This is a genomic window from Elusimicrobium minutum Pei191, from assembly GCF_000020145.1.
Taxonomy (GTDB): domain Bacteria; phylum Elusimicrobiota; class Elusimicrobia; order Elusimicrobiales; family Elusimicrobiaceae; genus Elusimicrobium; species Elusimicrobium minutum.
Window position 1 is genome coordinate 575,686 of record NC_010644.1, and the last position, 25,594, is coordinate 601,279.

Genomic DNA, 25,594 nt, shown 5'->3' on the forward strand with positions numbered 1-25,594 from the left:
ATTGGTAGTTGTTTTGATTATAGGCATACTTGCCGCTATCGCTTTGCCGCAATATACAAACGCGGTAAATAAAAGCCGCGCCGTTCAATTATATTTAGTTGCAAAAGATATGCGCCAAGCGCAAGACCGTTACTTTTTGCAGCACGGGATTTATTCCGACAGTTTTGATAACTTTGATATTGATATCCCCGGCTCAAATATTGCTTGTACGGACGGCGCCTCCGAATGCAGAAAAGACGGACGCTACCTTTATAGGATTTGGGGGCCTTCAAGCTTGGTGCAAGCTACTCTTTTGTCAAACTCTAACAACGATGGAAGCGGAGCAAACAGAATTATTACATTAGAATTTTATCCCGCGGGTTATACTCATGAAAAGAATTGTGTAACTGATGGACCCGACAAAACCCAAGCAAGAAAGCTGTGTCTTTCTTTAGGGGGTAAAGAGCGCAGTGACGCTCCGGGTTATTTTAAACTTTAAGATAAATTATTTAGCCGTCTTATAAAGCTATTATAATCAGAAGCATAAAAAAGCCCCGCTCAGTTAAAGAGCGGGGCTTTTTTTGTGTACATTAAACTAAACCTTGCTCAATCATAGCGGTGGCGACTTTCTTAAAGCCAGCTATATTAGCGCCCGCTACATAATTGCCTTTCATGCCGTATTCAGCGGCGGCGGCTAAAGCAGTGTCATGAATATTTTTCATGATTTTTTGAAGTTCGGCGTCCACCTGCTCTCTAGGCCAATAAAGCCTTACGCTGTTTTGGGACATTTCCAAACCTGATACGGAAACTCCGCCCGCGTTAGCGGCTTTGCCGGGGGCGTATAAAATGCCCGCTTTTTCAAAAGCGGATACAGCTTCCGGCGTGCAAGGCATGTTGGCTCCTTCCGAAACGCATTCGCAGCCGTTTTTAAGTAATGTCTTCGCGTCTGTAACGTCAAGTTCGTTTTCGGCTGCTGTTGGGAAAGCTGCAAAACAAGGTATATCCCATGTTTTTTTACCTGAGGGTAAAACAACCGCTTTTGAATATTTTTTAGCGTATTCCGTAATAGCTCCTCTTTTTACGAATACTAAATCTTTTAAGTAATTTAACTTCTCATCATCAACACCATCTTTGTCGTGGATAGCTGCTTCGGCCGTGGCGAAAGCCACTACTTTGCCGCCTAAATGGTTGATTTTTTCAATAGCGTAAATACCTACGTTGCCCGCCCCGGATATTACGCAGGTTTTTGATTTTAAAGAATCACCTTTTGTGGCAAGCATGTTTTGGGCAAAGTATACAGTTCCGTAGCCCGTAGCTTCCGGGCGCACTAAACTTCCGCCCCAGGTAATGGATTTACCTGTAAAAGTACCCGTAAACTCATTTGTTAATCTTTTATATTGCCCGTAAAGATAACCTATTTCCCTTGCGCCTACGCCAAGGTCACCCGCAGGAACGTCCGTATTAGGGCCGATGTGCCTAAAAAGTTCCGTCATGAAGGACTGGCAAAAACGCATAACCTCAGCGTCGCTTTTGCCTTTAACGTCAAAGTCCGAGCCGCCCTTTCCACCACCCATGGGAAGGGTTGTTAAGGCGTTTTTAAAGGTTTGTTCAAAACCTAAAAACTTAAGCATGCCTACTGAAACGTTGGGTCTGAACCTTAAACCGCCTTTATAAGGGCCTATGGCGCTGTTAAACTGTACCCTTATGCCTCTGTTAACGTGCACTTCACCTTTGTCGTCTTGCCAGGGCACGCGGAAAGTTATAAGCCTTTCCGGCTCTATCATTCTTTCTAAAATTTTTTGTTTAATGTATTCTGGATTTCTTTCCAAAACCGGGGTGAGAGAGTGTGCTACTTCCGCCACGGCTTGATGGAATGTAAGCTGGTCAGGATCTTTTGCTACAACATTGGCCACGATCTGGTCAATGTGATTTTTGATGTTCATAAAAAAGCCTCCGGAATATATGTTAATTCATTAAAATAAGTCTATCAAAGCAATGTGCAAGTGTCAATTTTAAAAAAGGCCTAACGGTATTATACCGGGGGCCGAACAGCGTTTTTGCGCCATAGTCGTAAAATAAAAAAAGGACCCCTCATTTCTGTGCGGAGAAATGAGGGGGGAGAGTTTGGGCGTTTTTGCCCGAGTTTGTGTAGATAAAATTTGTAGTAAGGTTTGGTTAATAAAATTAGTTAAACCTAACTTTATTAATATGATATAACTTTTTTTATGTTTTGTAAAGTCTTTTTTTTATTCTTTTTTTACGACGTGAGTTATATTATTTTTTTGGAATAGTCAAAGTCCGCGTGCAAATCCAAGCCTAAAAATTTAACGGCGTTTTGCAGCTTTTCAGATTCTGAAAACTTTTCGCATCCGCAAGCCGTTTGTGAGTAAAAATCGCCGGCTTGCATAAGCGCTTCTTTAGGTATAAGGCCTATAAGTTCGCTTCCTTTGACTTCAATATTCATAAGGCCCGCTTCATGCTTAACTGTTTCAAACACGGTGTGGACGGACGTTTTGTGAAAATTTGTTATGTTGCAAGATACCTGCGCCGCCTCATACGCGGGAAGATACCAGCCTATGGCTTTTACTCCCGGCAGTTTGCGGCCGCCGCCCGATTGCCTTATTTTTCTAGCCAAAATTTCGGCCAATTTGGCGGATTTTGTGTTAAGCGTTATATTATAAGCTATTAAAAATTCCCTCGCACCTATTGTTATTGCGCCGCCTTTTTTTACTTTGGGAGTGATTTCATGAGGGCCGAAATCAGGGGGAAGGTTTTTAAGTTTTTCTTCCAAAGTTTCATAGCCGCCTTTTCTTATTACGGCTAAGTTGCGGCGGGATTCGTCGGCCGCGCTGTTTTCATATAAATAAACGGGCAGGCCTAAGTTGCACGCTACTTTTTTAGCAGTTGATTTTGAAATGTCCACACAGTCTTGCATTGTGGCGCCCGAAAGCGGAATAAAAGGGCAGACGTCCACAACGCCTTGGCGCGGATGTCTGCCCTTATGTTTTGACATATCAATAAGTTCGTAAGCTTTTTCTATGCAGGCGTAAGCAGCCGCGCCTATATTTTCTTTAAGCCCCGCGAATGTAATTACGGTACGGTTTGCGTCCTCGCCCGGTTCAACGCTCAGTATTTTAACATTATGTTTTTTAACGGCTTCTGTTATTTGATAGATAACAGCCTCATTTTTGCCTTCTGATATGTTGGGCACGCATTCTATCATAGCCATACCGTACTATTTTACTTCGACTATCTTTAATATAAACTTGCAAGCTATAGCCATAGCGTCTAAAGAAGCCCATTCATACGGTCCGTGCGGCTGTGAATAGCCGGCAAAAATATTTGGCGTCGGCAAACCCATAAAAGAAAGCCTGGCCCCGTCGGTGCCGCCCCTTATTTGGCTTATTTTATATTTAATACCCATATCTTCTAAAGCGCTTAAAAGTTTATTCATGGCTTCGGGGTTTTTTGCAAGTACGTCTTTCATATTTCTGTATTGCTCGCTTATTGTTAACTTAATCTGCGCTCCTTTAAATTTAGCTTTAGTATCTTCAATAATTTTTTTAAGAGAGTCTTCTAAATCCGTAAGTTTTTTTAAATCATGCTCCCTTATAATACCGCCTATTTCGGTTTTTTCGATATTCCCTTTTAATGTGTTAAAAAGTATAAAGCCTTCCTCTCCTTCCGTGGTTTCAGGCAGTTTGCTTTCAGGCCAGCGGTTTATTAAATCAGCCGCTACTCTCACGGGGTTGACCATAACGTCTTTAGCCGTGCCGGGGTGGCAGTTAACGCCGGTTATTTCAATTTTAAACTTATCGGCGTTAAAGTTGCCGTTTTCTATTTCACCCATAACGCTGCCGTCAACGGTGTAAGCGAAGTCAGCCTTAAAGTCCGCGACATCAAAATCCAAAATGCCCGTGCCTATTTCCTCATCAGGTGTAAAAGCTATTTTTACGGGTCCGTGTTTAAAGGATGGATTATTCTTTAAATATTGGGCCATTGTCATTATAATAGCTATACCCGCTTTATCATCCGCGCCTAAAAGGCTATTTCCATCGGTTGTTATAATGTCGTGGCCTGTTACGTCATTAAGAATTTTGTCCATTTCAGGCGAAATTGACATATTTTTATCTTTATTTATAACAATAGCTCCGCCCGCGTAATTTTTATGTATTTGCGGATTAACGTTTTTACCGTTAAAATCGGGGGATGTATCTATATGCGCTATAAACCCTATTGTAGGCGCTTTGGCGTCATTATTTGCGGGTATGGAACCGGTTAAATGCCCTGTTTTAGATATTTTTATATCTTTAATACCCAGGGTTTCCATTTCTTTGGCAAGTACAGCCGCGAATTCAAGCTGGGTTTTTGTTGAAGGTTTTGATGATGATTCCGTATCGGAAGTGGTTTCTGTTTTTACATATCTCAAAAATTTCTCTAAAATATTTTGTTTAAAGTCCATTGTATTCTCCTTAATAGTATAGGCATTTTCTTCTGTTAATTTTATTATAGAACTTTTTTAGAGAAGTTTTTAGTATAATATTTGCATGAATAAAAAGTTAGTTATTTTAATTTCCTTATTAATCTTTTCTTTCGCTTGCACCGGCCTTCAGGAAAACTACAATATGGTCAAGTGCAAGTACGACCTTGTTAAGGTGGAACCTGCGGATTTTAATATAAACACAATCAGCATGAATGTGGCTATTTCAATCCAAAACACAAGCAGGACGACGGCTGCAGCTATTAAAAGGTTTGACGGCAACTTTTATGTAAACGATAACAGCGTGTCTGAAATCGTTTTTAAGGATGTGCGCGTTGAACCGGGCGAAACAAAAACCGCGAAATCTACTTTAGAAATACCTATTAATAAATTGGGTAAAACGTTAACCGGTCTTGTAAGCATGGGCAGCGTTTCAGTGGATTACCAGGTAAGGGGTACAATGTATTTTGAAACGCCCCTTGGCGACATCCCGTTTCCTGTTACTATTTACCAAAGCAAAAAATTTTAAAATAGAGCCCCTTAAGGGGTCTTTTTTTTAGGCAAGACTAACATTGGGATTTTATATCTTAATGTGCTTTTGCAATATATAAAGGAGAATGTTTTATGTCAGACACTGTCAACACCGCAGCGCCGAAAATTGATTTAAAAAAAATTACGGACAAATGGCAGGGAAAACAAGGCAGTCTTATCATGATTTTGCATGAGATACAAGACACCTTGGGCTATGTTCCCAGAGAGATTTCCTTAGAACTGTCACAGCTTATAAATGTGCCTTTAGCGCAGATATATGAAGTACTTTCGTTTTATCACTTTTTTAAACTTACGCCGCCCGCTAAATACAGAATATCCGTTTGCACGGGTACGGCCTGTTATTTAAAAGGTGCTCCTGAAATTATTAAAGAGTTTACAAGACTTTTAGGTATAAAAGAAGGGGAGCAGACCAAAGACAGCAACTTTTCCCTTACAGGGGTACGTTGTGTGGGATGCTGCGGTTTAGCGCCGGTGGTATCCGTTAACGGCAAAATTTTTGGGGCTGTGAAAGCCACTGAAGTTAAGAATATCGTTCAGGAATACAAGGGGCAAAATAATGGCTAAAATTAACATTGAGGCTGTTTCAGCCAAATATAAAGAAAATTATAAAAACATTAACCAGCGTATTATAGTTTGCGGCGGTACAGGCTGTATAGCGGGCGGTTCATTAGAAGTTTTGGAAGCGTTTAAAAAAGAACTTTCCGCCAAAGGTCTTAACGTGTGCACGCAAATTACCGACGGTTGCCGCGGCACATATTTAAGCAAAAGCGGCTGCCAAGGTTTTTGCGCGGCAGGCCCGTTGGTCAGCGTAGGTGATATCTTTTACACCAAAGTAAAAGAGTCCGACGTTTCTGAAATTGTTGAAAAAACCGTTATTGCCGGCGAAATTGTTGAAAGGCTTTTATACACAGATCCCGGACACGGGCAGAAATGCAAAACAATTAATGACGTTCCTTTTTACAGAAAACAGCACAGAATTTTACTTAAAGACTGCGGTAAAATTAACCCCGAAGATATTAATGAATATATTTCACACGGCGGTTACAGCGCTTTGGCCAAATGTCTTAATGAACTTAAAGAAGAAGGTACTATTGAAGAAATTAAGAAAAGCGGCCTCAGAGGCAGAGGGGGCGGAGGTTTTCCAACAGGTTTGAAATGGCAGTTTACAAGGGCCAGTAAAGGCAAACAAAAATATATGATTTGTAACGGCGACGAGGGTGACCCGGGCGCGTATATGGACCGTTCTTTATTAGAAGGCAACCCGCACGCTGTTATCGAAGGCATGATTATCGGCGGTTTTGCCACCGGCGCAAGCAAAGGCTTGTTTTATATCAGGGCGGAATATCCGTTGGCTATTTCCCGCGTGCAGGCCGCTATTGATGCCGCTTATAAGGCAGGGCTGCTCGGTAAAAATATTTTAGGCTCAAAATTCAGCTATGATTTGGAAATCAGATACGGCGCGGGCGCTTTTGTATGCGGTGAGGAAACCGCTTTAATGCGCTCTATTGAAGGCCAGCGCGGCACACCTACTCCAAAACCTCCTTTCCCGTCTGTAAAAGGTTTGTGGGGCTGTCCTACTTCTATTAACAACGTTGAAACTTTGGCCAATATACCTTTAATTATTTATAACGGAAGTGAATGGTTTAGCAAAATAGGTTCGGGCAAAAGCACTGGCACAAAAGTGTTTGCCATGACGGGTAAGGTTAAATCGTCAGGCCTTATTGAAGTGCCTATGGGCATAACAATTAAAGAAGTTGTTTTTGATATTGGCGAAGGCGCTTACGACGGCCGCGTTATTAAAGCGGTGCAGACAGGGGGCCCCAGCGGCGGTGTTATCCCGGCGGAAAAATTTGACATGCCTATTACTTATGAATCTTTAATTGAAGCGGGTTCAATGATGGGCTCAGGCGGATTAATTGTTATGGATAACAGCGATTGTATGGTTGATATCGCTAAATTTTATCTTGAGTTCTGCGTAGAGGAGTCCTGCGGTAAATGCGTTCCTTGCAGAATCGGTGGTTACCAGCTTTTAAAAATTCTTAAAGATATCAGCGAAGGTAAAGAGGTTGGCGATTATAAAGAGAAAATCGGCAATCTTGCGCTCACAATGCAAAAAGCATCGCTTTGCGCTTTAGGGCAAACGGCGCCTAACCCGGTGTTGTCATGTTTAAAAAGTTTCGGGCATGAGTTCGATGAACATGTTAAAGAAAAGCATTGCCCCACAGGCAAATGCAGTTCTTTAGTGCGTTACAGCGTTATTGAAGAAAAATGCGTGGGCTGCACCGCGTGTAAACGCGCCTGCCCCGTCGGTGCTATCACAGGGGAAGTTAAACAAAAGCATTTTGTACACCAGGAAAAATGTATTAAGTGCGGACAGTGCTTTAGCGCTTGTAAATTTTCTGCGATTAAAAAGGATTAGTGATTATGGTAAAAGCTATTATTAACGGTACGGAAATTCAGGTAAAAGAAGGAACCACGATATTAGAGGCCGCCAGGCTTGTTAATATAAATATTCCTACTCTTTGCAAACATCCCGATTTAGTCGCTGACGCGGGCTGTGGCATTTGTGTGGTAAGGGTACAGGGCACAGGCAAAATGTTAAGAGCATGCTGCACTGCTTTGGAAGAAGGTATGAAAATTACCACCCACGATCCCGAAATTGTTAAAGTGCGCAAAAACGTGCTTGAACTTATTTTATCTAACCACCCGAAGGATTGTTTAATATGCGCCAGAAACAATGACTGTGAGCTTCAAAGGCTTTCTTCCGAGTTTGGCATAAGAGACGCCTACTATCCTTTAATTGTCGGCAGAAAGAAACATAAGCATGATGAATCAACCAAAACTATAGATATTGAAGGTTCAAAATGTATTTTGTGCGGACGCTGTGTGCAGGTCTGCCAGAAAAACCAAAATGTTTGGGCGTTATCTTTCTTAGGCCGCGGTATTAATACGGTGCTTTCCCCCGCGGGCGAAATTGAACTTAATGATTCACCCTGCGTGAAATGCGGGCAGTGTTCCAACCATTGTCCCGTGGGAGCTATAGTAGAACATGACGAAACCCAAAAAGTTTGGGACGCGTTAAGCAACCCCGATCTTTTTCCCGTGGTGCAAATCGCGCCTGCGGTACGCGTTTCAATAGGGGAAGCATTCGGCTACCCTATAGGAACAAATCTTACGGGTAAACTTATAAGCTCTTTAAAGAAACTTGGGTTTAAAGGCGTTTTTGACACAAACATGGGCGCCGACATGACTATTATGGAAGAAGGCAACGAGTTTGTGCATCGCTTTAAGAAAAAAGACAATATGCCTTTGATAACATCTTGTTGCCCTGCCTGGGTTGACTTTTTGGAAAAGTTCCACTCCGATATGCTTGATAACTTTTCAACATGCAAAAGCCCGCATGAAATAATAGGAGTTTTGTCCAAAACATATTACGCTAAAAAGCATAATGTTGACCCTTCTAAAATTTTTATGGTTTCAATTATGCCTTGCACGGCTAAAAAATATGAAATCCACAGAAGTGAGGAAATGTTTGCTTCAGGACACCAGGATATTGACATTTCGCTCACAACGCGCGAACTTGCCCGCATGATTAAACAAAGCGGTATTGATTTTAAAAATATTGAGGACCAGAAAGCCGATTCAATACTTGGCGCCTATTCCGGGGCAGGCACCATTTTTGGCGCTACCGGCGGAGTTATGGAAGCCGCTTTGAGAACCGCCTACCATGTTATTACCGGCAAAGAACTCTCTAAAGTGGAGTTTAAGCAAGTACGTGGCCTTAAAGGTATTAAAGAAGCCAATATTGATATAGATGGTACAACAGTAAGAGTTGCCATAGCGCACGGTCTTGCCAATGTTGACCATCTTTTAAAAGAGATTGAAAAAACCAAAGCAGAAGGAAAGCCTTCGCCATATGATTTCGTTGAAGTTATGGCTTGCGAGGGCGGCTGCGTAGGCGGCGGCGGGCAGCCTTACGGCGTTACGGACGAGCTTCGCAAAAAACGAGCGGCGGGTTTATATAAAGATGACGAAAGCTCCAAAGTGCGTTGTTCTCATTTAAATCCCGCGGTCATACAGGTTTATAAAGAGTTTGTAGGCGAACCTTTAGGCCCGCAGGCTCATAAGCTGTTCCATAACAAATACACTAAGAGAAAGACTTACAAAAAATAACCAAAAACCCCGCCGTACGGCGGGGTTTTTTATTTAATGGTTATTTAGAAAAGTCCTATTTAAGACCTATATGCCGAGTAGGACTTTAGACCCTGGTTCTTTAAAATATATTTCAATAAAATATAAGTAACGGAGATTTAATAATATGAAAAAAATAATTATAGCCATAATGTTTATTGCTTTAACGGCGCCGGCGGTTTTGGCGCAAGAGCCTTTTGCTTCAAATGATATTGATAAACTCATTAAAGAGTCCAAAGGTACAAAAAAGGCGGCGTTAATTGCCGCTAAAATCGGTGCGAATGCGGCAAATTACGCGCTTAACGTAAAAAAAGTTACTTTAGTTAAAGATTATAAAAAGGAAGCCGAAAAAACAAAAAGAGATTTTGATAATATCGGACAAGCGGCGGTTTACAACAAAATATTTGATAAAGAAATGCTTAAAAACCTTGACACTAAGAAAACTTTTGTAGTTGCCGAACAGGCAATTGAAACAAAAGTGATGGAAGATTTAGTAGGCGGAAACTGTTCTTTTGACCTTAAAGTTGAATATTATAACGCTAAAAAATATACAAAATTTCCAGAACCTGAGGTGGAAGACGAATCTTGGCAGCCTGTTTTAGAAAACTATGATAAGGCTGTTATTACAGTCAGCTCTCCTTCTGTTAAACACGTCGGTCAGAAACCTTGCGAACACCTTGGTATTTCAAATGTTACAAGAGGGGAAGTAAAAGCTGATTTCTTTTACTCTATTAAACCGTCATTAACTGCAATGGTTACGGCTTATACCGGCGCGGACACGGACAATTTTGTAACTATAGATTAAAATAATTTCTATTCAGTTCCGGCTCCCGGCGAAAAGCCGGGGCCCCTTTTTATTATTACAATCATTATTGACACTAGAAGTCATAAATTATATCGTATAAATTAGTTTTTTTATATTATGTGTAAAGGAATAAAAGAGATGAAAAAAGGGTTCACCTTAATAGAAATAGCTGTGGTAGTTTTAGTAATAGCTATTTTAGCGGCTATAGCTTTGCCGCAGTACAGAAAGTCGTTAGAACGCTCAAGAGCTGCCGAAGCTTTTGACATCCTTACAGAGATAAGGAACAAACAAGAAGCAAGAGACTTGCTTGGCACCGGCACCGCCAAAGGCTATACTATAAAGTTTAGCGATTTGGGGGAAGTAATAGCGGGCAAAACCTCCACAACAAACACGTTAGACACAAAACTTTTTTCATATGTTCTTTCAGACAACCCCTACCCTCAGGCGTACGCCAAAAGAAAAGATTTAGATTATTCAATAGTTCAAACCAAAGGCTACCAAGACAGCGCATTGTGTTGTATAGGTAAAGACTGCGATATGGTAGATAATGTTTTAAAAGGGTGTGAGAAGACAGCGTGTCCTACAACATGCGCGGCTGGATATAAAAGAACAGGGTACTTTTTTTCAGAAGACGGGCCTTGCTGTGAAGCCAAAACGTCGTGCCCGACAACATGTCCTACGGGACAAAAAAGAAGCAGCGTGCAGTATACGGAAGATGGAGCGTGCTGCGTAGCCAAAACATCATGCCCGACAACATGTCCTACAGGCCAGCAGAGGACAAGCGTACAATATAGTGAAGACGGAGCATGCTGCGTATCAAAAACGTCGTGTCCCGCAACATGTCCTACAGGTCAAAAGAGGACAAGCGTACAATACAGTGAAGACGGAGCATGTTGCACGGCTAAAACGGCTTGTCCCGCATCATGTCCTGCCGGAGAAGAAAGAACAAGCGTGCAATACAGTGAAGACGGAGCGTGTTGCACAGCTGTAAAATGTGCTGATGATAATAAAAGTCTTTACTTAAACTCTTCAAACGGTTTTTGGTCTGATACACTTTGTAAAGGTATTTGCTGCGGGGTGGGGTATTATCCCGTTGATAAAGGAACATATTTAACTTGTTATAACGGAGTTATGTACGGCAGTGAGGCGGTTTGCGAAGATAACCCAATACCTTGCGGCAGCGGGCAAATACTTGTTGGTGGAGTGTGTAAAACGGCGTGCCCTTCTACGTGTCCCACAGGCCAAAAGAGAACAAGTTCCCAGTATTCTGAAGACGGAGCGTGCTGCGTGGCTAAAACAGCGTGTCCCGCCACATGTCCCACGGGCCAGGAAAGAACAAGCGTGCAATACAGTGAAGACGGAGCGTGCTGCCAAACAAAAGCATGTCCCACAGGACAAACCCTTGTTGGGGGAGTATGCAAAACAGCGTGTCCTGCGACATGTCCTACGGGCCAGGAAAGAACATCCATGCAATACAGTGAAGACGGAGCGTGCTGCCAAACAAAAACATGTCCCACAGGACAAACCCTTGTTGGTGGAGTATGTAAAACAGCGTGTCCCGCCACATGTCCCACGGGCCAGGAAAGGACATCCGCGCAATACAGTGAAGACGGAGCGTGCTGCAAAGCAAAAACATGTCCCACAGGGCAAACGCTTGTCGGAACTGTTTGTAAAACCAATTGCCCGTCAGCCTGTCCGACAGGTTATGCAAGAAGTTTGGTTAATTATACTGAAGACGGCGCCTGCTGTAAGCCTCAGGTAGTGGCATATAATTGCCAACCTGTTCCGGGAGCCGGTTTAACTGGCGGACCCGGTGACATTTGGATAGGAGCCACTATGGCAAACAATGGAACAGCTACTTCAAGTCATGTTGTTTCAACCAGAGTTGATTACCAAACAGGCTCCGGTTATTCAGGCTCAGCATATCAGGATATTGTAATACCCCAGGGAGCTAAGTACGGAATTTTGGAATTTTCTGCTTACACGCCTTCAGGAGACACGGGTGTTACAAATTGTACAGTTACTGTGATTTCAGTTAACTAGTTTATTTTTTAAAACACCGCCTGCTTTTAATGAGCGGGCGGTGTTTTTTATGAACACCTCACGCCATGCGTAAGCCGGGAAAAAGATATTTTCTTGATTTCACAACGTCTCTGCAGTACAAGGCGGAGGCGTTATTGTTTGTTGTTAAGTGAAATCGAAAAGCGAAGCTTTGAAACAAAAGAAATCCCGGGCGTGAGCTTGGGGAGTTTCCTTGCGTCTTATAGTATTGACATTATTAAAAAGAAGATATAAACTTCAAAGCAAGGAGTATATTTTGCTTTTTTCGCTTCTAAATATCTCACGCTTTAATACCAATACTAAGTAGAAATTATTTTTTTACGGCAACCTTTCTAGCATATTTGCATAAAGCAAAATATAGCCTTATTTTTAAAACGGAAAGGTAAAAAATGAAGAAACGAGGATTCACCTTAATAGAAATAGCTGTAGTAGTTTTAGTAATAGCTATTTTAGCTGCGGCAGCTTTGCCGCAGTACAGAAAGTCGTTAGAACGCTCAAGAGCTGCCGAAGCTTTTGACATCCTTACAGAGATAAGGAATAAACAAGAAGCCAGGGATTTACTTGGCACGGGGACGGCCAAAGGCTATACTGTAAAGTTTAGCGATTTGGGGGAAGTAATAGCGGGTAAAAATTCCACAACAAACACATTAGACACAAGCCTGTTTACTTATACGCTTTCAAATAACCCATATCCGCAGGCATATGCCAAAAGGAAGGATATGGATTATTCGATAGTTCAGACAAAGGGGTATCAAGACAGTGCGTTATGTTGTTTGGGAAGGGATTGTAAAGTTGTAGACAGCGTTTTAAAAGGGTGTGAGAAGACAGCGTGCCTTACAACATGCGCAACGGGATATAAAAAAACGGGGTACTTTTTTTCGGAGGACGGGCCTTGCTGTGAAGCAAAAACGTCGTGTCCGACAACATGTCCCGCAGGGCAGCAGAGAACAAGTGCACAATATAGCGAAGACGGAGCGTGTTGCGTATCAAAAACGTCGTGTCCCGCAACATGTCCTACGGGGCAGAAGAGGACAAGCGTACAATATTATGAAGACGGAGCTTGTTGCACGGGTAAAACAGCCTGTCCTACAACGTGTCCTACAGGCCAGCAGAGGACAAGCGTACAATATAGTGAAGATGGAGCCTGCTGCGTAACAAAAACAGCGTGTCCTGCCACATGTCCCACAGGTCAGGAAAGAACATCCATGCAATACAGTGAAGACGGAGCGTGCTGTCAGTCAAAATCTTGCGGTAGCGGACAAACCCTTGTAGGCGGGGTATGTAAAACAGCGTGTCCCGCAACATGCCCTTCCGGTCAGGAAAGAACCTCAAGCGGGTATTCTGAAGACGGCGTTTGTTGCCAAACAAAAACATGTACCACTGGTCAGACGCTTGTTAACGGAGTATGTAAAACAGCGTGTCCCGCAACATGCCCCTCCGGTCAGGAAAGAACCTCAAGCGGATATTCTGAGGACGGAGCGTGCTGTAAAACAAAATCATGTCCTTCTGGCCAATATTTAACAAACGGTATATGCTGTCTTAACGCACAGGTGTCTAAAGACGGTAAAACATGTATATATCTTTATAAACCCGAGGTTATTAAAGTGGGTATACTGGTTGACTGTCATAACAATTACAGCTTTGTAGATAAAAAGAAAACACAATGTTACAGGACTGGGGCCCCCAGATACTTTGAGGGGGGGAAATTGCCGTACGTAGCCGCAGGCGGCGGATGCACCGCTCATTATTCATACTATAATGGCGGTAATTGGTGGGAAGGCGGAATAGCGCACGGTACGCCGTCAGACTGTAATAACAGTATTTCCGACCAACAGGCTTGCGATAATAACTGCAAAGGCGCGACATGTTCCTTTAAATGTATTAAAACCAAGTCTTACGGGGACAGGTGCGGCACATATAAATGTTCCAACGGTATGCATTGCGATAATGCGGAAGGTTCGGGTACTATGCTAAGGTGTGTAAGGAAATAAAAAGTATTTTTATGTGTAATGAAAAATCCCCCGTAATAAGCGGGGGATTTTTATAAAAAGAAAGCCGAGAATGGGAGTCGAACCCACGACCTACCGCTTACGAAGCGGTTGCTCTACCAGCTGAGCTATCTCGGCAAAAAACAATCAGATAAATAATTATAGCAATTTTGTTTAAATATTGGTATATTATCTCTTAAAATTTACGTCTAAAATGTTATAATAATACCATGGAAAATAATAAAACAGGCACCTATAAATATGACGCCAAAACAGGTAAAGTTATAAAAATTTCTTCCGATATTCCTAAAAAGAATAATACTGAAGAAGGCTTTTCCTGCCCGCACGCGCATGTTTGCGGCTCGCATTGTAAGCATTAACGCGTATGGCAGAATTACAAGTTAAAAACGGGGCGGGCAATTCAAATACCCCAAACAAACTGTTTAACGTAGTTCCCGTTTTCGCAAGCCATTTGGCTTCTGTGATTTTACCCTACACTATAGGTGCCGCAGGCATTTTTTTTATTACTTTTTATATTGTTTCAAACTCAGGCGGGGTTAACGCCATTCCTCACTTTTTTATATTTGCTTTTCTGTTTTTGTTTTTTGGGCCGTTTTTATTTATTTACAGTTTGCTTATTGCCGGAGTGCACACACTAAAAACATTAGCCGGCGTTATAGAGGATTTTGTAAATGAATTCGCGGACGAAGTTAAATCTTCCGCAGAAAAGCGTGTAAACTCTATGGAAGAAGGACTTCCTAAGACGCAGGCTAAAATAATTTTAAACGCAAGTATAAAGGAAGTTTCCGCAGCTTATAAAGAAAACAGAAAAAGCTCATTGGCTAAGGCGTTTGCGGTATTTATTCTTTCTTTTGTTGTTTACGCGGCAAGAATAGTGCTTTTTGGTAAAGTAAAAAACGCTTCCGGCGTGGAGATATCTTTAAGCACTGTTTTTGGCGGTAAAGCGGCTCTTGCGGGCGTTATATTTTTTAATTTAAAATTGATAATGACAATTCTTTTGACTTTGGGCTATATATTGGGTTTAATACTATTAGCGGCACAAATAGCTTTTATGGTTTGGTTATAATTATGAAAAAGTGGTTACTGGTTTTAATTGTTGTTTTGCTTTCTTCACAGGCGCTTTTTGCCCAGAAGGCGGCCGTTACCGCGTTTAACCAGGGCCGAAAAGCTAAAGATAATACGGAAAAACTTAAGTATTTTGACCGCGCTGTTTTACTTAAAAACAACTATGCGGACGCTTACCATTACCGTGGCGACGTTTATAAAGAAATGAATAAAATAAGCCGCGCCACGGCAGACTATACCAAGGCCATAAAATTTGCGCCGAAAGACCCTTTTAAATATTACAGCAGAGCTGTTTTGTATATAGATCAGAAAAAATATCTGCCTGCTATTGACGACCTTACAAAAGCGATTTCCCTTAAGCCTGATTTTTTAGATTTTTATCTGAAGCGGGGCCAGGTGTATTTAAAGCGCGATAATTTTGATTTGGCGGTAAAGGATTTTGAAAAATACTCTTCCAAAAGAAAAAAGCCCAACAGCTTTTACCTTGAGTTAGGGCGTTCTTATTTGGGGAATTATAATTATGACAAGGCCCACAAACAATTTGAAACATTTATAGCCTTAGAACCGAAAAACCATGAAGGCTACTTTTATTTAGGAAGGGTTGAGTACGCCAGGGGAAATTATGACGAAGCGATTTCTCTTTTCAGTAAAGCCGTAAACCGTAACGAAAACTACGCTCCGGCCTACAGACTCCGCGGTACGGTTTTTAAAGATATTGGGGATTTCGAATCCGCGGTGGAAGATTTTACAAAACTTATTGAACTGCTGCCTGATTATTCTTATTACAACAGGCGCGGCCTTGTTTATGAAGAGCTTGGCAATCTGAAAGCCGCCGCGGAGGATTACGGTAAGACTATTGAACTTAACCCCAAATGGGCCGTAGCTTATAATAACAGGGGATTTGTATATTTAAAACTAAAAGAATATGCTTTAGCCAGAGCAGATTTGGAAACAGCCATTAAGTTAGAACCGCAGATGTTTTTGCCTTATGTTAATATTGCCGGCGGCTATTGGCTTAATAAAAAAGACAAAAAGAACGCGCTTGATAATTTAGATAAAGCCGTAAAACGCGGGTTTAAAGACTTTGAAAGCCTTTACGACGAACATAAAAAAGGCTGGATGTTTAAGAATCTCAATAATACCTCTGAATTCAGGGCTATTATTTATAATTGAAAATGAGAAATAAAAATCTTGTATATTATAAAAAAACACAGCCTCCCGAGGTTAAACGCAAAAGGACAAATCGTCCTAATATTATCCGTCCGGTAATAATACTTGTCGTTTTATTTTTGCTGGCAGGATCTGTGTGTTACACCGTGTATAAGGCGGCGCCTCGCGTCAAAGCTAAAATAATAAATTTTCAGGTGGAAGGCTATTCAAACTGGCATTATAAAACGCTTGAGGTTTCCGGTCTGGACGCGGCACATGCCGCTTTATTTACCGACGCGGTTTCTTTTAAGGCGGGCGATAAAGTCAGTACCGACGACTGCCGTAAACTGGAAAAAAGGCTTTCTAATTTATTTGTTGACGTTAAAGACATAAAGGTAAAAAGAGGTTTGTTTACCGGCAAATTAAGGATTTCAGCTAAACAAAGAAAGGGTGTTGCTGTTTTATCAGGCCCGTGGGCTGTTTTGAAAGTAATAGCTTCCGACGGTATGGTTTACCCCGTTTTTGAGGCGCAGTCAGCCGCTTCTTTGCCCGTGGTTGTTATACCCGATATAAACGAAGGAGAAGACCTTTCAAAAGTAAGCAAAGAATTTGTACAATTAGTAGACGGCATAAACGCCGTTAAGAAAGATATAGATTTTAAAACTCTTTATATTGATAAAGAAGCGCGGAGCGCGAAGGTTCTTTTAGAAGGCGGTAATATTATTGATTTCGGCAAGGCTGATAACCTGGCTGAAAAAGCAAAAATATCTTCTAAAATACTTGATTATGGCAATGGTAAAGTTAAAGGGCCTTTTACAGTAAATTTAGAATATTATTCCGGCGGGAAAGCATATTTGGTCCCGCAAAAAAATTAATTTTGGCAGGTAACTATGTCTAAGACAAATATTATAGCAGGGCTTGACGTCGGCAGCGGTAAAATGACTTGCGTGGCTGCCGTACAGGATTTTGAAACAAATACATTAAGGGTTGAGGCGGCAAATTCCATTTCCTGTAAAGGATTAAGGGCCGGCGTTGTTTTAGATATACGCGAAACTTCCGCCGCCGCGGTTTCTTTGCTTACCGGTTTGGAAAGAGAATGCGGCAAAGATATAGGCGCTTTATTTTTAGGCGTGCGAGGCAGCCATTTGGAAAGTTTTACAAACCACGGCACTTACAATATTTCCCGCGCGGATAAAGAAATTACTATTAACGACATGCAGCTTGCCATTGAAAACGCCAAAGCCATACCGATAAAAAACGATAACGAAATTATTAACGTAATACCGCAAAGTTTCGCTATCGATAAAGAAAAAGGCATTATTAACCCGGAAGGAATGGAAGGCTCTTTATTAGAGGTTGACGTTCACGTTACCACGGGTTCTTCCACACATTTAAACAATTTAGTCAAATCAATACAAAAGCCGGGTTTTAGAATAGACGGAACTTTTTACGGGCTTGTTCCTTTAGCGGATATGGTTCTTACCCAGGAAGAAAAGGAAATAGGCTCCATGCTTATCGATTTAGGCGGCGAAACAATGAGTGTCGGTATTTATATTGACGGTGTGCTCAGATTTTCGCGCGACATTCCTTTCGGCTGTGATTTAATTACTTCCGATTTGGCAAGGCTTTTACACACGCCCAGGCAAAGCGCTAAAGAAATTAAGGAACGTTATGGCGTGGCTTTCCCCACGTTTTTAGAGGACGAGGGTGAAATACCCGTGCCTACTTTAGACGGGCGTTCCATGCATAATGTTAAAAAAAGTTTTATTTTAGACATAATACAACCCCGTGTTGAGGAGCTTTTTGAAGAAGTTAAAAAAGTTGTTGACCGCTCGGGCTATAAAGATTTTCCTGTCGTGGGCGTATTAAGCGGCGGCGGCAGTTTAATGCCGGGCGTTACAAACGTTTGCGTTAATACCTTGGGCCTTAGGGAAGTAAGGACAGGCATGGTGTCAAGGGAAGCCATTATAGGCGACGAACAGTTTTTTGACCCCAAATACAGTACAGCCCTTGCTTTAGTCGCTTATGCTTCCCAGCGCGGTATGTATGAGGAATACAACAGGGCCAGTTTTGAACAAAAAACAGGGCTTTTTAGCAAAATAGGAAAGATTTTTAAAGGCGTTGATATCTTTGGCAGCTAAACGATTTTAGAGGATTTTTTATGACAATGGACGATATTTTTGCCTCGGCCGAAAGCTTTGAAACCAAAAAAGCAAAAATAAAGGTTGTGGGCGTTGGCGGCGGCGGCGGCAACGCTATTAACCACATGGTTGAAGCGGGCATAGAAGACGTGGATTTCGTTGCTATTAATACCGACGCGCAGGATTTAAAACGCAATAAAGCCCCGTATCTCGTGCAGGTGGGCGAGCGTACCACCGGCGGTTTGGGTGTTGGCGGCGACCCTAAAAGAGGTAAAGAAGCCGCTAAAGAAAGCGCGGAAAAACTTAAGCATATTATCGCCGATACCGATTTGCTTTTTATCACAGCGGGCATGGGCGGCGGCACAGGCACCGGCGTGGCGCCTACTCTAGCCAGGCTGGCTAAAGAAACATACGGTAATGATATTTTAGTTATAGGTGTTGTTACAAGGCCTTTTAGCTTTGAAGGTTTTGTGCGTGAGAAGCAAGCCGACGAAGGCATAAAAGAACTGCAAGACGCCGTAGACTCAATGATTATTATCCCTAACGACAGGCTTTTTGAAACAATAGATGCGCAGACCTCTTCAAAAGAGGCGTATAAAAGAGTAGACGACGTTTTGCTTCAGGCCGTAAAAGGTATTTCGGAAGTTATTACAAAACCGGGTGAAGTAAATATCGATTTTAACGATGTAAAAAAAGTTATGGCGGGCAGCGGACGTGCTTTGATAGGTATTGGCGAAGGCAGCGGCCACGGCAGGCATTTAACGGCGGTAAGGCAGGCAATTTCTTCACCGCTTTTAGAAAATGCCGATATAACCGGAGCAAAAGGTTTTATAGTCCATTTTTTAGCCGGTGAAGGCCTTACCCTTTTAGAACAAGGCGAAGTTATGAATCTTGTTAAGCAATACGGCAGTAAAGATTCAATAGTAATGTTCGGGCATACTTACGATAAAAGCCTTGATAACACAATAAAAGTTACCGTGATAGCGACAGGCTTTTCTAAAGAGAAGGGGCATCTGGCGTCCCGTAAACCGGCGTTCAGGCCGCAAGATACTAAATCAGAAGGCAAACAAAATCCAAAAAATATTTTGTTTAACGCGGTTGATGAAGAGTCTGAAGATAATATTTTAATTCCCGCGTATTTAAGAAGAAAAAAAAATAATTTATAATTGTCCTCCGCGTTTAAAAGCGGCGGGCTGTATTTGATTTTAATACGGCGGGAAAGACGCAAAATAGCAGCGTAATTATTGTATATTTCCAATTAAGAGCGAGGTGTTTTTATGGCGGTAGGGTTAACCAGTTTACTTAAAACGGTTGTTGATAACAAAGCCAGCGGTTTACATTTGAGGGGAAATTCCTTTTCCTTCGTGCGTTTAAACAGGCAAATAAAGCAAATTGAAGACAGCTTTTTATCTAACGACGAAGTCCGTAAAATAGCTTACGCTTGCATGAGCGACAGGGAAAAAAAGATTTTTGAGGAAAACGGCACCGTTGACTTTTCCTTAGACGCTAAAGAAAACGGGCGTTTCCGTTTTAACGTATACCGCCAAAGCGGCAAAGTTTGTATTTCTATAAGACATATTCCCCTTAAAATACCCACATTTGCAGATCTTAACCTGCCCGGCGACGTGCTTGAAAAAATTACCGAAAACAGAAGAGGTTTAGTTCTTGTTACAGGTATGACAGGGTCAGGCAAAAGCAGCACCTTGGCAGCAATGCTTGGTTATATTAACCGCGCAAGAAGAGGCCACATTCTAACTATTGAAGACCCTATAGAATTTGTTCACACTGAAGAAAAATGTATTGTCAGCCAGTTGGCCTTGGGTTTAGATACGCATTCTTATATGGCGGCTTTAAGGGCGTCAATGCGCCAAGATCCCGACGTTATTATGATAGGCGAGTTAAGAGACTCCGACGTTGTGCGCGCTGCTATTGCCGCGGCTGAAACGGGCCACTTAGTTTTTACAACCGTACATACGGTTGACGCAGTTCAAACCTTAAACAGGCTTATACAGTCTTTTCCTTTTGAGCAGCAGGCGCAGGTAAAAGTGCAGCTTGCCGAATTAATTAAGGGCATAGTTTCGCAGCGTTTACTGCCTGATTTAAAAGGCGGCATGATACCCGCTGTTGAAGTTATGGTAGACACTCCTCAAATTAAAAAACTTATTACCGACGGTAAAATTGACGAGGTCTCCAGGCATATCGGTATGGGTGAATATTACGGCATGCAGACATTTGACCAGTCTTTAGTAGAACTTTACAGAGCCGGCAAAGCGGGGCTTGAGGAAATAATTGCCTATTCCACCAGTCCGGACACAATTATGCTTGCTCTTAAAGGTATAGGCGAAGACAGAAAGGGGCTTGAATAATGCGGGCTAAAGGATTGCTCATAGCTATGGACGGTACTGCGGGTACGGGCAAAAGCTCGGTAGGAATGCTTGCCGCCAAAGAGCTGGGCTACGATTTTTTAAGCACCGGTGAAATGTACCGCGCTTTGGGTTATAAAACCATTGAAAAAAAGATAGCTGTGGACGACGTCCAAAAAGTAACCGAAATTGCAAAAAATATAAAATTTACCTTTGAACGCGGCACAGACGCCTCTCTAAAAATGTTTGTAGACGGGGAATATTTGGGCAACAAACTTCACTCGGAAAAAGTTGGCGAAGCGGCAAGTAAAACATCAGCAATTCCTTCTGCCCGCGCGGTATTAACGGATAAAATGCGTGAAATAGGGCGCGGCGGCGGTATTATAATGGAAGGGCGTGATATCGGCACCGTTGTGTTTCCCGACGCGGAAATAAAATTTTACATTGACGCTACTCCTGAAGAAAGGGCTAAAAGGCGTTTTAACCAATTAATCCAACGCGGCGAAAAAGCTGATTATGAAACTATTTTAGAATGTATACGAGCACGTGATTTGCGAGATAGCACCCGCACGGTAGCTCCTTTAAAACCCGCCGAGGACGCTTTTATTATTGACACTTCTTCTATGGCGCTTGAGCAGGTTGTCGAGCATATTTTATCCGTAATAAAAGAAAAAATAAAAAATAATTTTTAAGGAATGTAACAAAGATGCTTCTTAATTTGATAAAATTTACTTTCAGATGGTTCTTGATAATTTTTTATAACGCGAAAGTCGAAGGTTTGGAAAATATTCCCAAAACAGGCCGGCTTATAATAGTAAGCAATCACCGCTCTAATGTAGATCCGCCGCTTTTAGGCGGTTTCGCCGGGTTGGTAAGGGATTCGAGGTACGTTATAAAAAAACAGCTTATGAGTTTACCTTTATTGGGCAGGTTGTTTAAGTCATACGGGTTTATTCCGGTAGACCGTCAGGCCGGCAAAGACATGGGCGCTTTTAAGGCTATTATGTCCTCGCTTAAGAAAGAAGAAAGCGTAGTCATTTTTCCCGAAGGCACCAGATCAAAAACCGGTAAGCCTTTAAAACCGAAAGCGGGCGTAAGTTTTGTGGCTCATAAAACAAATTCGCCAGTTTTAATATGCAGGGTTTTTAATACGTTTGGTTTTCCCTGGGTAAGAAATTTACGTGTGGTATATTCACACACAATCAAATTTGAAGAAGTGGAAGGTGTTGATCTTAAAGTTCAATACCAGCAGTTTGCAGATAAAATAATGTCGGAAATTGAAAAAGTTAAATAATCGGAGGATTACGCAGTATGGCTTTAGGCCTTACTGTAATAAGCTATTTATGACCAACGCAGAAGAAAATAAAATTGATTCAAAGCAAGAAGCAATTCAAGTTGAGGCGGCGCCCGAGCAGGAAATGACGATGGACCAGCTTTTTGCCGAGCAGGAAGAATTAGTAAACAAACTTAATAAAAGGGAAATAGTGCAAGTTACCGTAGTGCAGGTTGGTAAGGATAGCGTGCTCGTTGACACGGGCGACAAGAAGGAAGGATACATTCCTTTATCTGATTTTGAGGGAAAAGCCGTTCCTGAAGCGGGGGAAAAGGTTTCCGCGGTATTAGTTAAAAAAGGTTCTGATGAAAGACACGCTGTTTTATCTTTCAAAAAAGCCCAGGAATATTTGGGTTGGGAAATAGCCAAAAAAGCTTTTGATAATAAAGAAAGAGTGCGCGGTACAATAGTGTCTTGCGTAAAGGGCGGTTATATTGTTGACGTTTTCGGCGTTAGCGGTTTTATGCCTTTATCTCTTTCAGAACTTCATACGGCCTACAAGCATTATCTTCCCGCAGGCGCCAAGGTAAAATGCGTTGTGGTTGAATTTTCCAAAGAAAAAAACAAACTTATAGTTTCACGCAAACAGGTTTTGGAAGAAGATGAAGCCGTAAGAAGAGACGGCGTTTTAGCCCAGGTAAAAGAGGGTGAAGTTTTAAGAGTTGTTGTCGCCAAAGCCGATAAAGACAAACTTTATTTACGCTTCCACGGCATTGAAGGCGTTGTTACTTTAGATAACGTAGCCTGGCAAGACACTGAAAAAGCGATTACTTCTTTTAGAAGAGGGCAAAGACTTAAAGCTAAATTACTTAAAATTGATAAAGAAACAGGTAAACTTGAATTTGGCTTAAAACAGCTTTTCTTAAACCCGGCTGACGCTTTAAGAAGGAAATTCCCTTATAAAAGCACAACAAAAGGCAAAATTGTTGCTATTACCGAAGAAGGCGTTGAAGTTTCTTTAGGTAAAAATAATACAAAAGGTTTTATAAGCCAATTTGAAATGGGCAGAGATTTTGATGGTAATGTTGACGACGTTATTAACGTTATGGTTATCGGCATTAATCCGGATGACTGCAGCGTCAACTTATCAGTTAAAAAGTATGACCAGGTTCAAAACAAAAAATTTGTTGCCCAGTATATGAAGCAAGCCCCCAGACCCACTTTGGGACAGCTTTTGCAAGACTCGTTGGAAGAATCTGAAAATAAATAAGATAATTATTTAATTTTAAAAGCCGCGGTTTACACCGCGGCTTTTTTTTATAAAAAATTGTTTTTTATTCTTAAAAAAATTCTACAATAAAAATGTAATGTTAAACTTAACTTAAAGGAGACAGTAATGAAGAAATTACTTGGATTACTTCTGGTCCTTGCTTTAGTAGTACCTGCTAAAGCAGATATACTTAAAAACTTAAAATCAACCGGTGAGATACAAGTCATCGGCGATTCCGTTAACAGAGAATTTATGGGCCCCGGCGGTTCATACAGCAATATTACACTCAGAGTTCTCTATGGTCTTAATTTTGACCTGGCTGAAGATGTTAAAGCTAACTTAACAATGGCATACTACAATATGTGGGGCCAAAACACGGGCAATGGTTTTATGAGTACATACCATACAGGCCGCCCGTTTCAGGATTATCTTAACGAAGTTGACCTTATTGAAGCAAATGTCGTTTTAAGCAACCTTTTTGACTGTTTGGAAGCCAAGGTAGGCCGCCAGTTTTATGGTGATGAAGACAGCGCCATAATATATTTGGGTCCTAATCACTACAATACAAGACAGTTGGATTACAGGCAGGCTAAGTCAGTTGACGCGGCTGTAATCTCCTACGCGGGTGAAATGGTGTCATGGGGCTTTATCTATTCTAAAGTTAATGAATTAGATACTGCTGCGAATTTGGACGCTACCATTCTCGGTTTAGATGTGAAAGCAAACGTAAATGATAACTTTAAAGCCCAAGGTTACTTTTATAATTTCAGAAATGACGATAGCTCTAGCTTTAGCAGTGGTACTACTGAAAAATATTTAGGCATTTACGGCGCGAAAGGCACATTTAACGCTGATATATTCACCTTATCAGCGGAATACGCCAGAAACGTAGGCGGGGAAGATGCTTTTGATCATGATAAAGGCAGCTTACTTAAAATTGATGCTTCCGTTGATCTCGGCGCGTTTACGCCCAGAGGCACAATCGTTCGTGCTGAAAACTTCAGATCATACGGTAACTACAGACCTGGTATTATTGTAGGCCAGGAAATTGAAAGCACTACTACAATGCCACAGGATTTATTTTTTGAAGATATTTTTGTAGGCAACTTAGGCGTTGACATGAAATTCGCGGCTTTAGATAAATTTGTATTCTCGATAGACGGTTTTGCTTTTAATGACAGAAATATTAAAGACTCAACCTCCTATGAAGCGAATGCTATGGCGAAATACAATATGAACCCTAACGTTGAACTTCATGTAGCTGTAGGCGGCTTCCATGAACATTCAATAGATAATGTTTATAAAGCGCAAGGCGGCATGCTGATAAGATTCTAATTTTAGCTTAAGTTTTAAAACTAAAGCCCGTTTCTCAGAAACGGGCTTTTTATAGTCATCGTTTGGGTATTTGGCTTTATTAAAATAACAACCTTCAGTAAAACATCCGTTTACCTATATCTGCAATATTGTCAGCGCGGCAAAATACGGTTTATGCTAAAGTTTTAATGTAGCCGTTTTCAAATAACGTTAATGTTTATGTAAAATGTTTAACATAACCTGCAAACTTTAATACGCAATGTTTTGTGGTATATCAATACCTAATACCAGTATTGGGAAAAACTCAAATAATCTTTTAAAGTGTATGCCTATGAGATAATATGATAATCCTAATTATTGCAATATAAATTATTTACAATAAATAGTATAATTATTTTAAATCAGTTGATAAAAGGTGAAATAATGAAAAAAGGGTTTACTTTAATAGAGTTGTTAGTAGTGGTTTTAATTATAGGGATACTTGCGGCAATAGCTTTACCCCAATATACGAGAAGTGTGGAAAAAGCGAAAGCGAGCCGAATACTTCCTATAATGTCTTCTTTAAAGCAAGCTGTTAGAGTTTGTCTTATGGAAACAGGCGGCGTACAGTGTGATATTGATCAACTAAATATTACTATTAATAACGCCAGCGGCACTCCTATCACCAGAGCTAATGTTTCAACAAGCAATCAAACTCCTACTCCTATAAATAACGAATGGGGTATAGCTTATAATCATGCTTCAGGGGAAATTTTTCTTGTCCGTATTCCTTACGCAGGCAAATTCTTTTGGGATATTATTTTAAGCACAAAAGACGGCAGTTGCTATGTGCGCGGCAACACAAGTCATCCCGACGGTATGAAAGTGATAGAAAGTTTAGGTTTTACAAAAAGCGCCGGAACCAGCGGCTGGATAACTTACAGATGCGACTGATAAGCATTT

General features: G+C 41.4%; 23 protein-coding genes and 1 tRNA gene. 20 read left to right on the plus strand and 4 right to left on the minus strand.

Going from position 1 to position 25,594, the window contains the following annotated elements; genetic code table 11:
• Position 1: 1 nt before the first annotated feature.
• Positions 2-478, plus strand: a complete 477-nt coding sequence (locus tag EMIN_RS09390) for a type IV pilin protein (RefSeq protein WP_012414696.1) — start codon at positions 2-4, stop codon at positions 476-478.
• Between the two features lie 91 nt (positions 479-569).
• Here EMIN_RS09390 and gdhA read toward each other — a convergent pair whose 3' ends face one another.
• The 3 genes from gdhA to pepT form a co-directional block, all read right to left on the minus strand.
• Positions 570-1,922, minus strand: a complete 1,353-nt coding sequence (gdhA, locus tag EMIN_RS02735; RefSeq protein WP_012414697.1) for an NADP-specific glutamate dehydrogenase — start codon at positions 1,920-1,922, stop codon at positions 570-572.
• A gap of 326 nt (positions 1,923-2,248) precedes the next feature.
• Positions 2,249-3,208: a glutamate formimidoyltransferase gene (ftcD, locus tag EMIN_RS02740; RefSeq protein WP_012414698.1), complete on the minus strand. Its 960-nt coding sequence runs from the start codon at positions 3,206-3,208 to the stop codon at positions 2,249-2,251.
• Positions 3,209-3,214: 6 nt separating this feature from the next.
• A complete protein-coding gene (pepT, locus tag EMIN_RS02745) occupies positions 3,215-4,441 on the minus strand; it encodes a peptidase T (RefSeq protein WP_012414699.1) in 1,227 nt (408 codons plus the stop codon).
• 85 nt (positions 4,442-4,526) lie between these two features.
• Between pepT and EMIN_RS02750 the strand changes: the two genes are divergently transcribed.
• The 7 genes from EMIN_RS02750 (at position 4,527) to EMIN_RS08140 (ending at position 14,059) form a co-directional block, all read left to right on the plus strand.
• On the plus strand, positions 4,527-4,988 hold the full coding sequence (locus tag EMIN_RS02750) for an LEA/WHy family protein (RefSeq protein ID WP_012414700.1): 462 nt from the start codon (positions 4,527-4,529) through the stop codon (positions 4,986-4,988).
• Positions 4,989-5,083: 95 nt separating this feature from the next.
• Positions 5,084-5,575, plus strand: a complete 492-nt coding sequence (locus EMIN_RS02755) for an NADH-quinone oxidoreductase subunit NuoE family protein (protein ID WP_012414701.1) — start codon at positions 5,084-5,086, stop codon at positions 5,573-5,575.
• Positions 5,568-7,430, plus strand: coding sequence for an NADH-ubiquinone oxidoreductase-F iron-sulfur binding region domain-containing protein (locus tag EMIN_RS02760; RefSeq protein WP_012414702.1), 1,863 nt, complete (start codon positions 5,568-5,570; stop codon positions 7,428-7,430). The genes EMIN_RS02755 and EMIN_RS02760 overlap by 8 nt, the downstream gene beginning before the upstream one ends.
• A gap of 5 nt (positions 7,431-7,435) precedes the next feature.
• On the plus strand, positions 7,436-9,184 hold the full coding sequence (locus EMIN_RS02765) for an NADH-dependent [FeFe] hydrogenase, group A6 (protein ID WP_012414703.1): 1,749 nt from the start codon (positions 7,436-7,438) through the stop codon (positions 9,182-9,184).
• A gap of 145 nt (positions 9,185-9,329) precedes the next feature.
• Positions 9,330-10,007 carry a hypothetical protein gene (locus EMIN_RS02770; protein ID WP_012414704.1) on the plus strand — a complete coding sequence of 226 codons (678 nt, stop codon included), beginning with the start codon at positions 9,330-9,332 and terminating at the stop codon, positions 10,005-10,007.
• A gap of 138 nt (positions 10,008-10,145) precedes the next feature.
• Entirely contained in the window at positions 10,146-12,050 is a 1,905-nt protein-coding gene (locus EMIN_RS09395; RefSeq protein WP_012414705.1) for a type IV pilin protein, read from the plus strand.
• A 407-nt stretch (positions 12,051-12,457) separates the two neighbouring features.
• The gene (locus tag EMIN_RS08140; RefSeq protein ID WP_012414706.1) at positions 12,458-14,059 is read left to right on the plus strand and encodes a type IV pilin protein; all 1,602 of its coding nucleotides are present in this window, start codon (positions 12,458-12,460) and stop codon (positions 14,057-14,059) included.
• A 62-nt stretch (positions 14,060-14,121) separates the two neighbouring features.
• Here EMIN_RS08140 and EMIN_RS02785 read toward each other — a convergent pair.
• Positions 14,122-14,194 (minus strand) — tRNA-Thr (locus EMIN_RS02785).
• A gap of 92 nt (positions 14,195-14,286) precedes the next feature.
• Between EMIN_RS02785 and EMIN_RS08850 the strand changes: the two genes are divergently transcribed.
• The 12 genes from EMIN_RS08850 (at position 14,287) to EMIN_RS09400 (ending at position 25,585) form a co-directional block, all read left to right on the plus strand.
• Entirely contained in the window at positions 14,287-14,436 is a 150-nt protein-coding gene (locus EMIN_RS08850) for a hypothetical protein (RefSeq protein WP_012414707.1), read from the plus strand.
• Between the two features lie 5 nt (positions 14,437-14,441).
• Entirely contained in the window at positions 14,442-15,143 is a 702-nt protein-coding gene (locus EMIN_RS02790) for a hypothetical protein (protein ID WP_012414708.1), read from the plus strand.
• A 2-nt stretch (positions 15,144-15,145) separates the two neighbouring features.
• Positions 15,146-16,315, plus strand: a complete 1,170-nt coding sequence (locus EMIN_RS02795) for a tetratricopeptide repeat protein (protein WP_012414709.1) — start codon at positions 15,146-15,148, stop codon at positions 16,313-16,315.
• Between the two features lie 2 nt (positions 16,316-16,317).
• Positions 16,318-17,166 carry a cell division protein FtsQ/DivIB gene (locus EMIN_RS02800; RefSeq protein ID WP_012414710.1) on the plus strand — a complete coding sequence of 283 codons (849 nt, stop codon included), beginning with the start codon at positions 16,318-16,320 and terminating at the stop codon, positions 17,164-17,166.
• A gap of 15 nt (positions 17,167-17,181) precedes the next feature.
• Positions 17,182-18,432 (plus strand): cell division protein FtsA, encoded by a 1,251-nt coding sequence (gene ftsA, locus EMIN_RS02805; RefSeq protein ID WP_012414711.1) that lies wholly within the window; start codon positions 17,182-17,184, stop codon positions 18,430-18,432.
• A gap of 20 nt (positions 18,433-18,452) precedes the next feature.
• The gene (gene ftsZ, locus EMIN_RS02810) at positions 18,453-19,598 is read left to right on the plus strand and encodes a cell division protein FtsZ (protein ID WP_012414712.1); all 1,146 of its coding nucleotides are present in this window, start codon (positions 18,453-18,455) and stop codon (positions 19,596-19,598) included.
• 111 nt (positions 19,599-19,709) lie between these two features.
• Positions 19,710-20,798, plus strand: coding sequence for a type IV pilus twitching motility protein PilT (locus EMIN_RS02815; RefSeq protein ID WP_012414713.1), 1,089 nt, complete (start codon positions 19,710-19,712; stop codon positions 20,796-20,798).
• Complete coding sequence (gene cmk / locus EMIN_RS02820) at positions 20,798-21,487, plus strand: (d)CMP kinase (protein ID WP_041691244.1); 690 nt, start codon at positions 20,798-20,800, stop codon at positions 21,485-21,487. Before EMIN_RS02815 ends, cmk begins: the two co-directional genes overlap by 1 nt.
• Positions 21,488-21,501: 14 nt before the next feature.
• Entirely contained in the window at positions 21,502-22,089 is a 588-nt protein-coding gene (locus EMIN_RS02825) for a lysophospholipid acyltransferase family protein (protein ID WP_012414715.1), read from the plus strand.
• 49 nt (positions 22,090-22,138) lie between these two features.
• Positions 22,139-23,338, plus strand: coding sequence for a S1 RNA-binding domain-containing protein (locus EMIN_RS02830; protein WP_012414716.1), 1,200 nt, complete (start codon positions 22,139-22,141; stop codon positions 23,336-23,338).
• Between the two features lie 126 nt (positions 23,339-23,464).
• Positions 23,465-24,673 (plus strand): hypothetical protein, encoded by a 1,209-nt coding sequence (locus EMIN_RS02835; RefSeq protein ID WP_012414717.1) that lies wholly within the window; start codon positions 23,465-23,467, stop codon positions 24,671-24,673.
• Between the two features lie 402 nt (positions 24,674-25,075).
• A complete protein-coding gene (locus EMIN_RS09400; RefSeq protein WP_012414718.1) occupies positions 25,076-25,585 on the plus strand; it encodes a pilin in 510 nt (169 codons plus the stop codon).
• Positions 25,586-25,594: the final 9 nt, after the last annotated feature.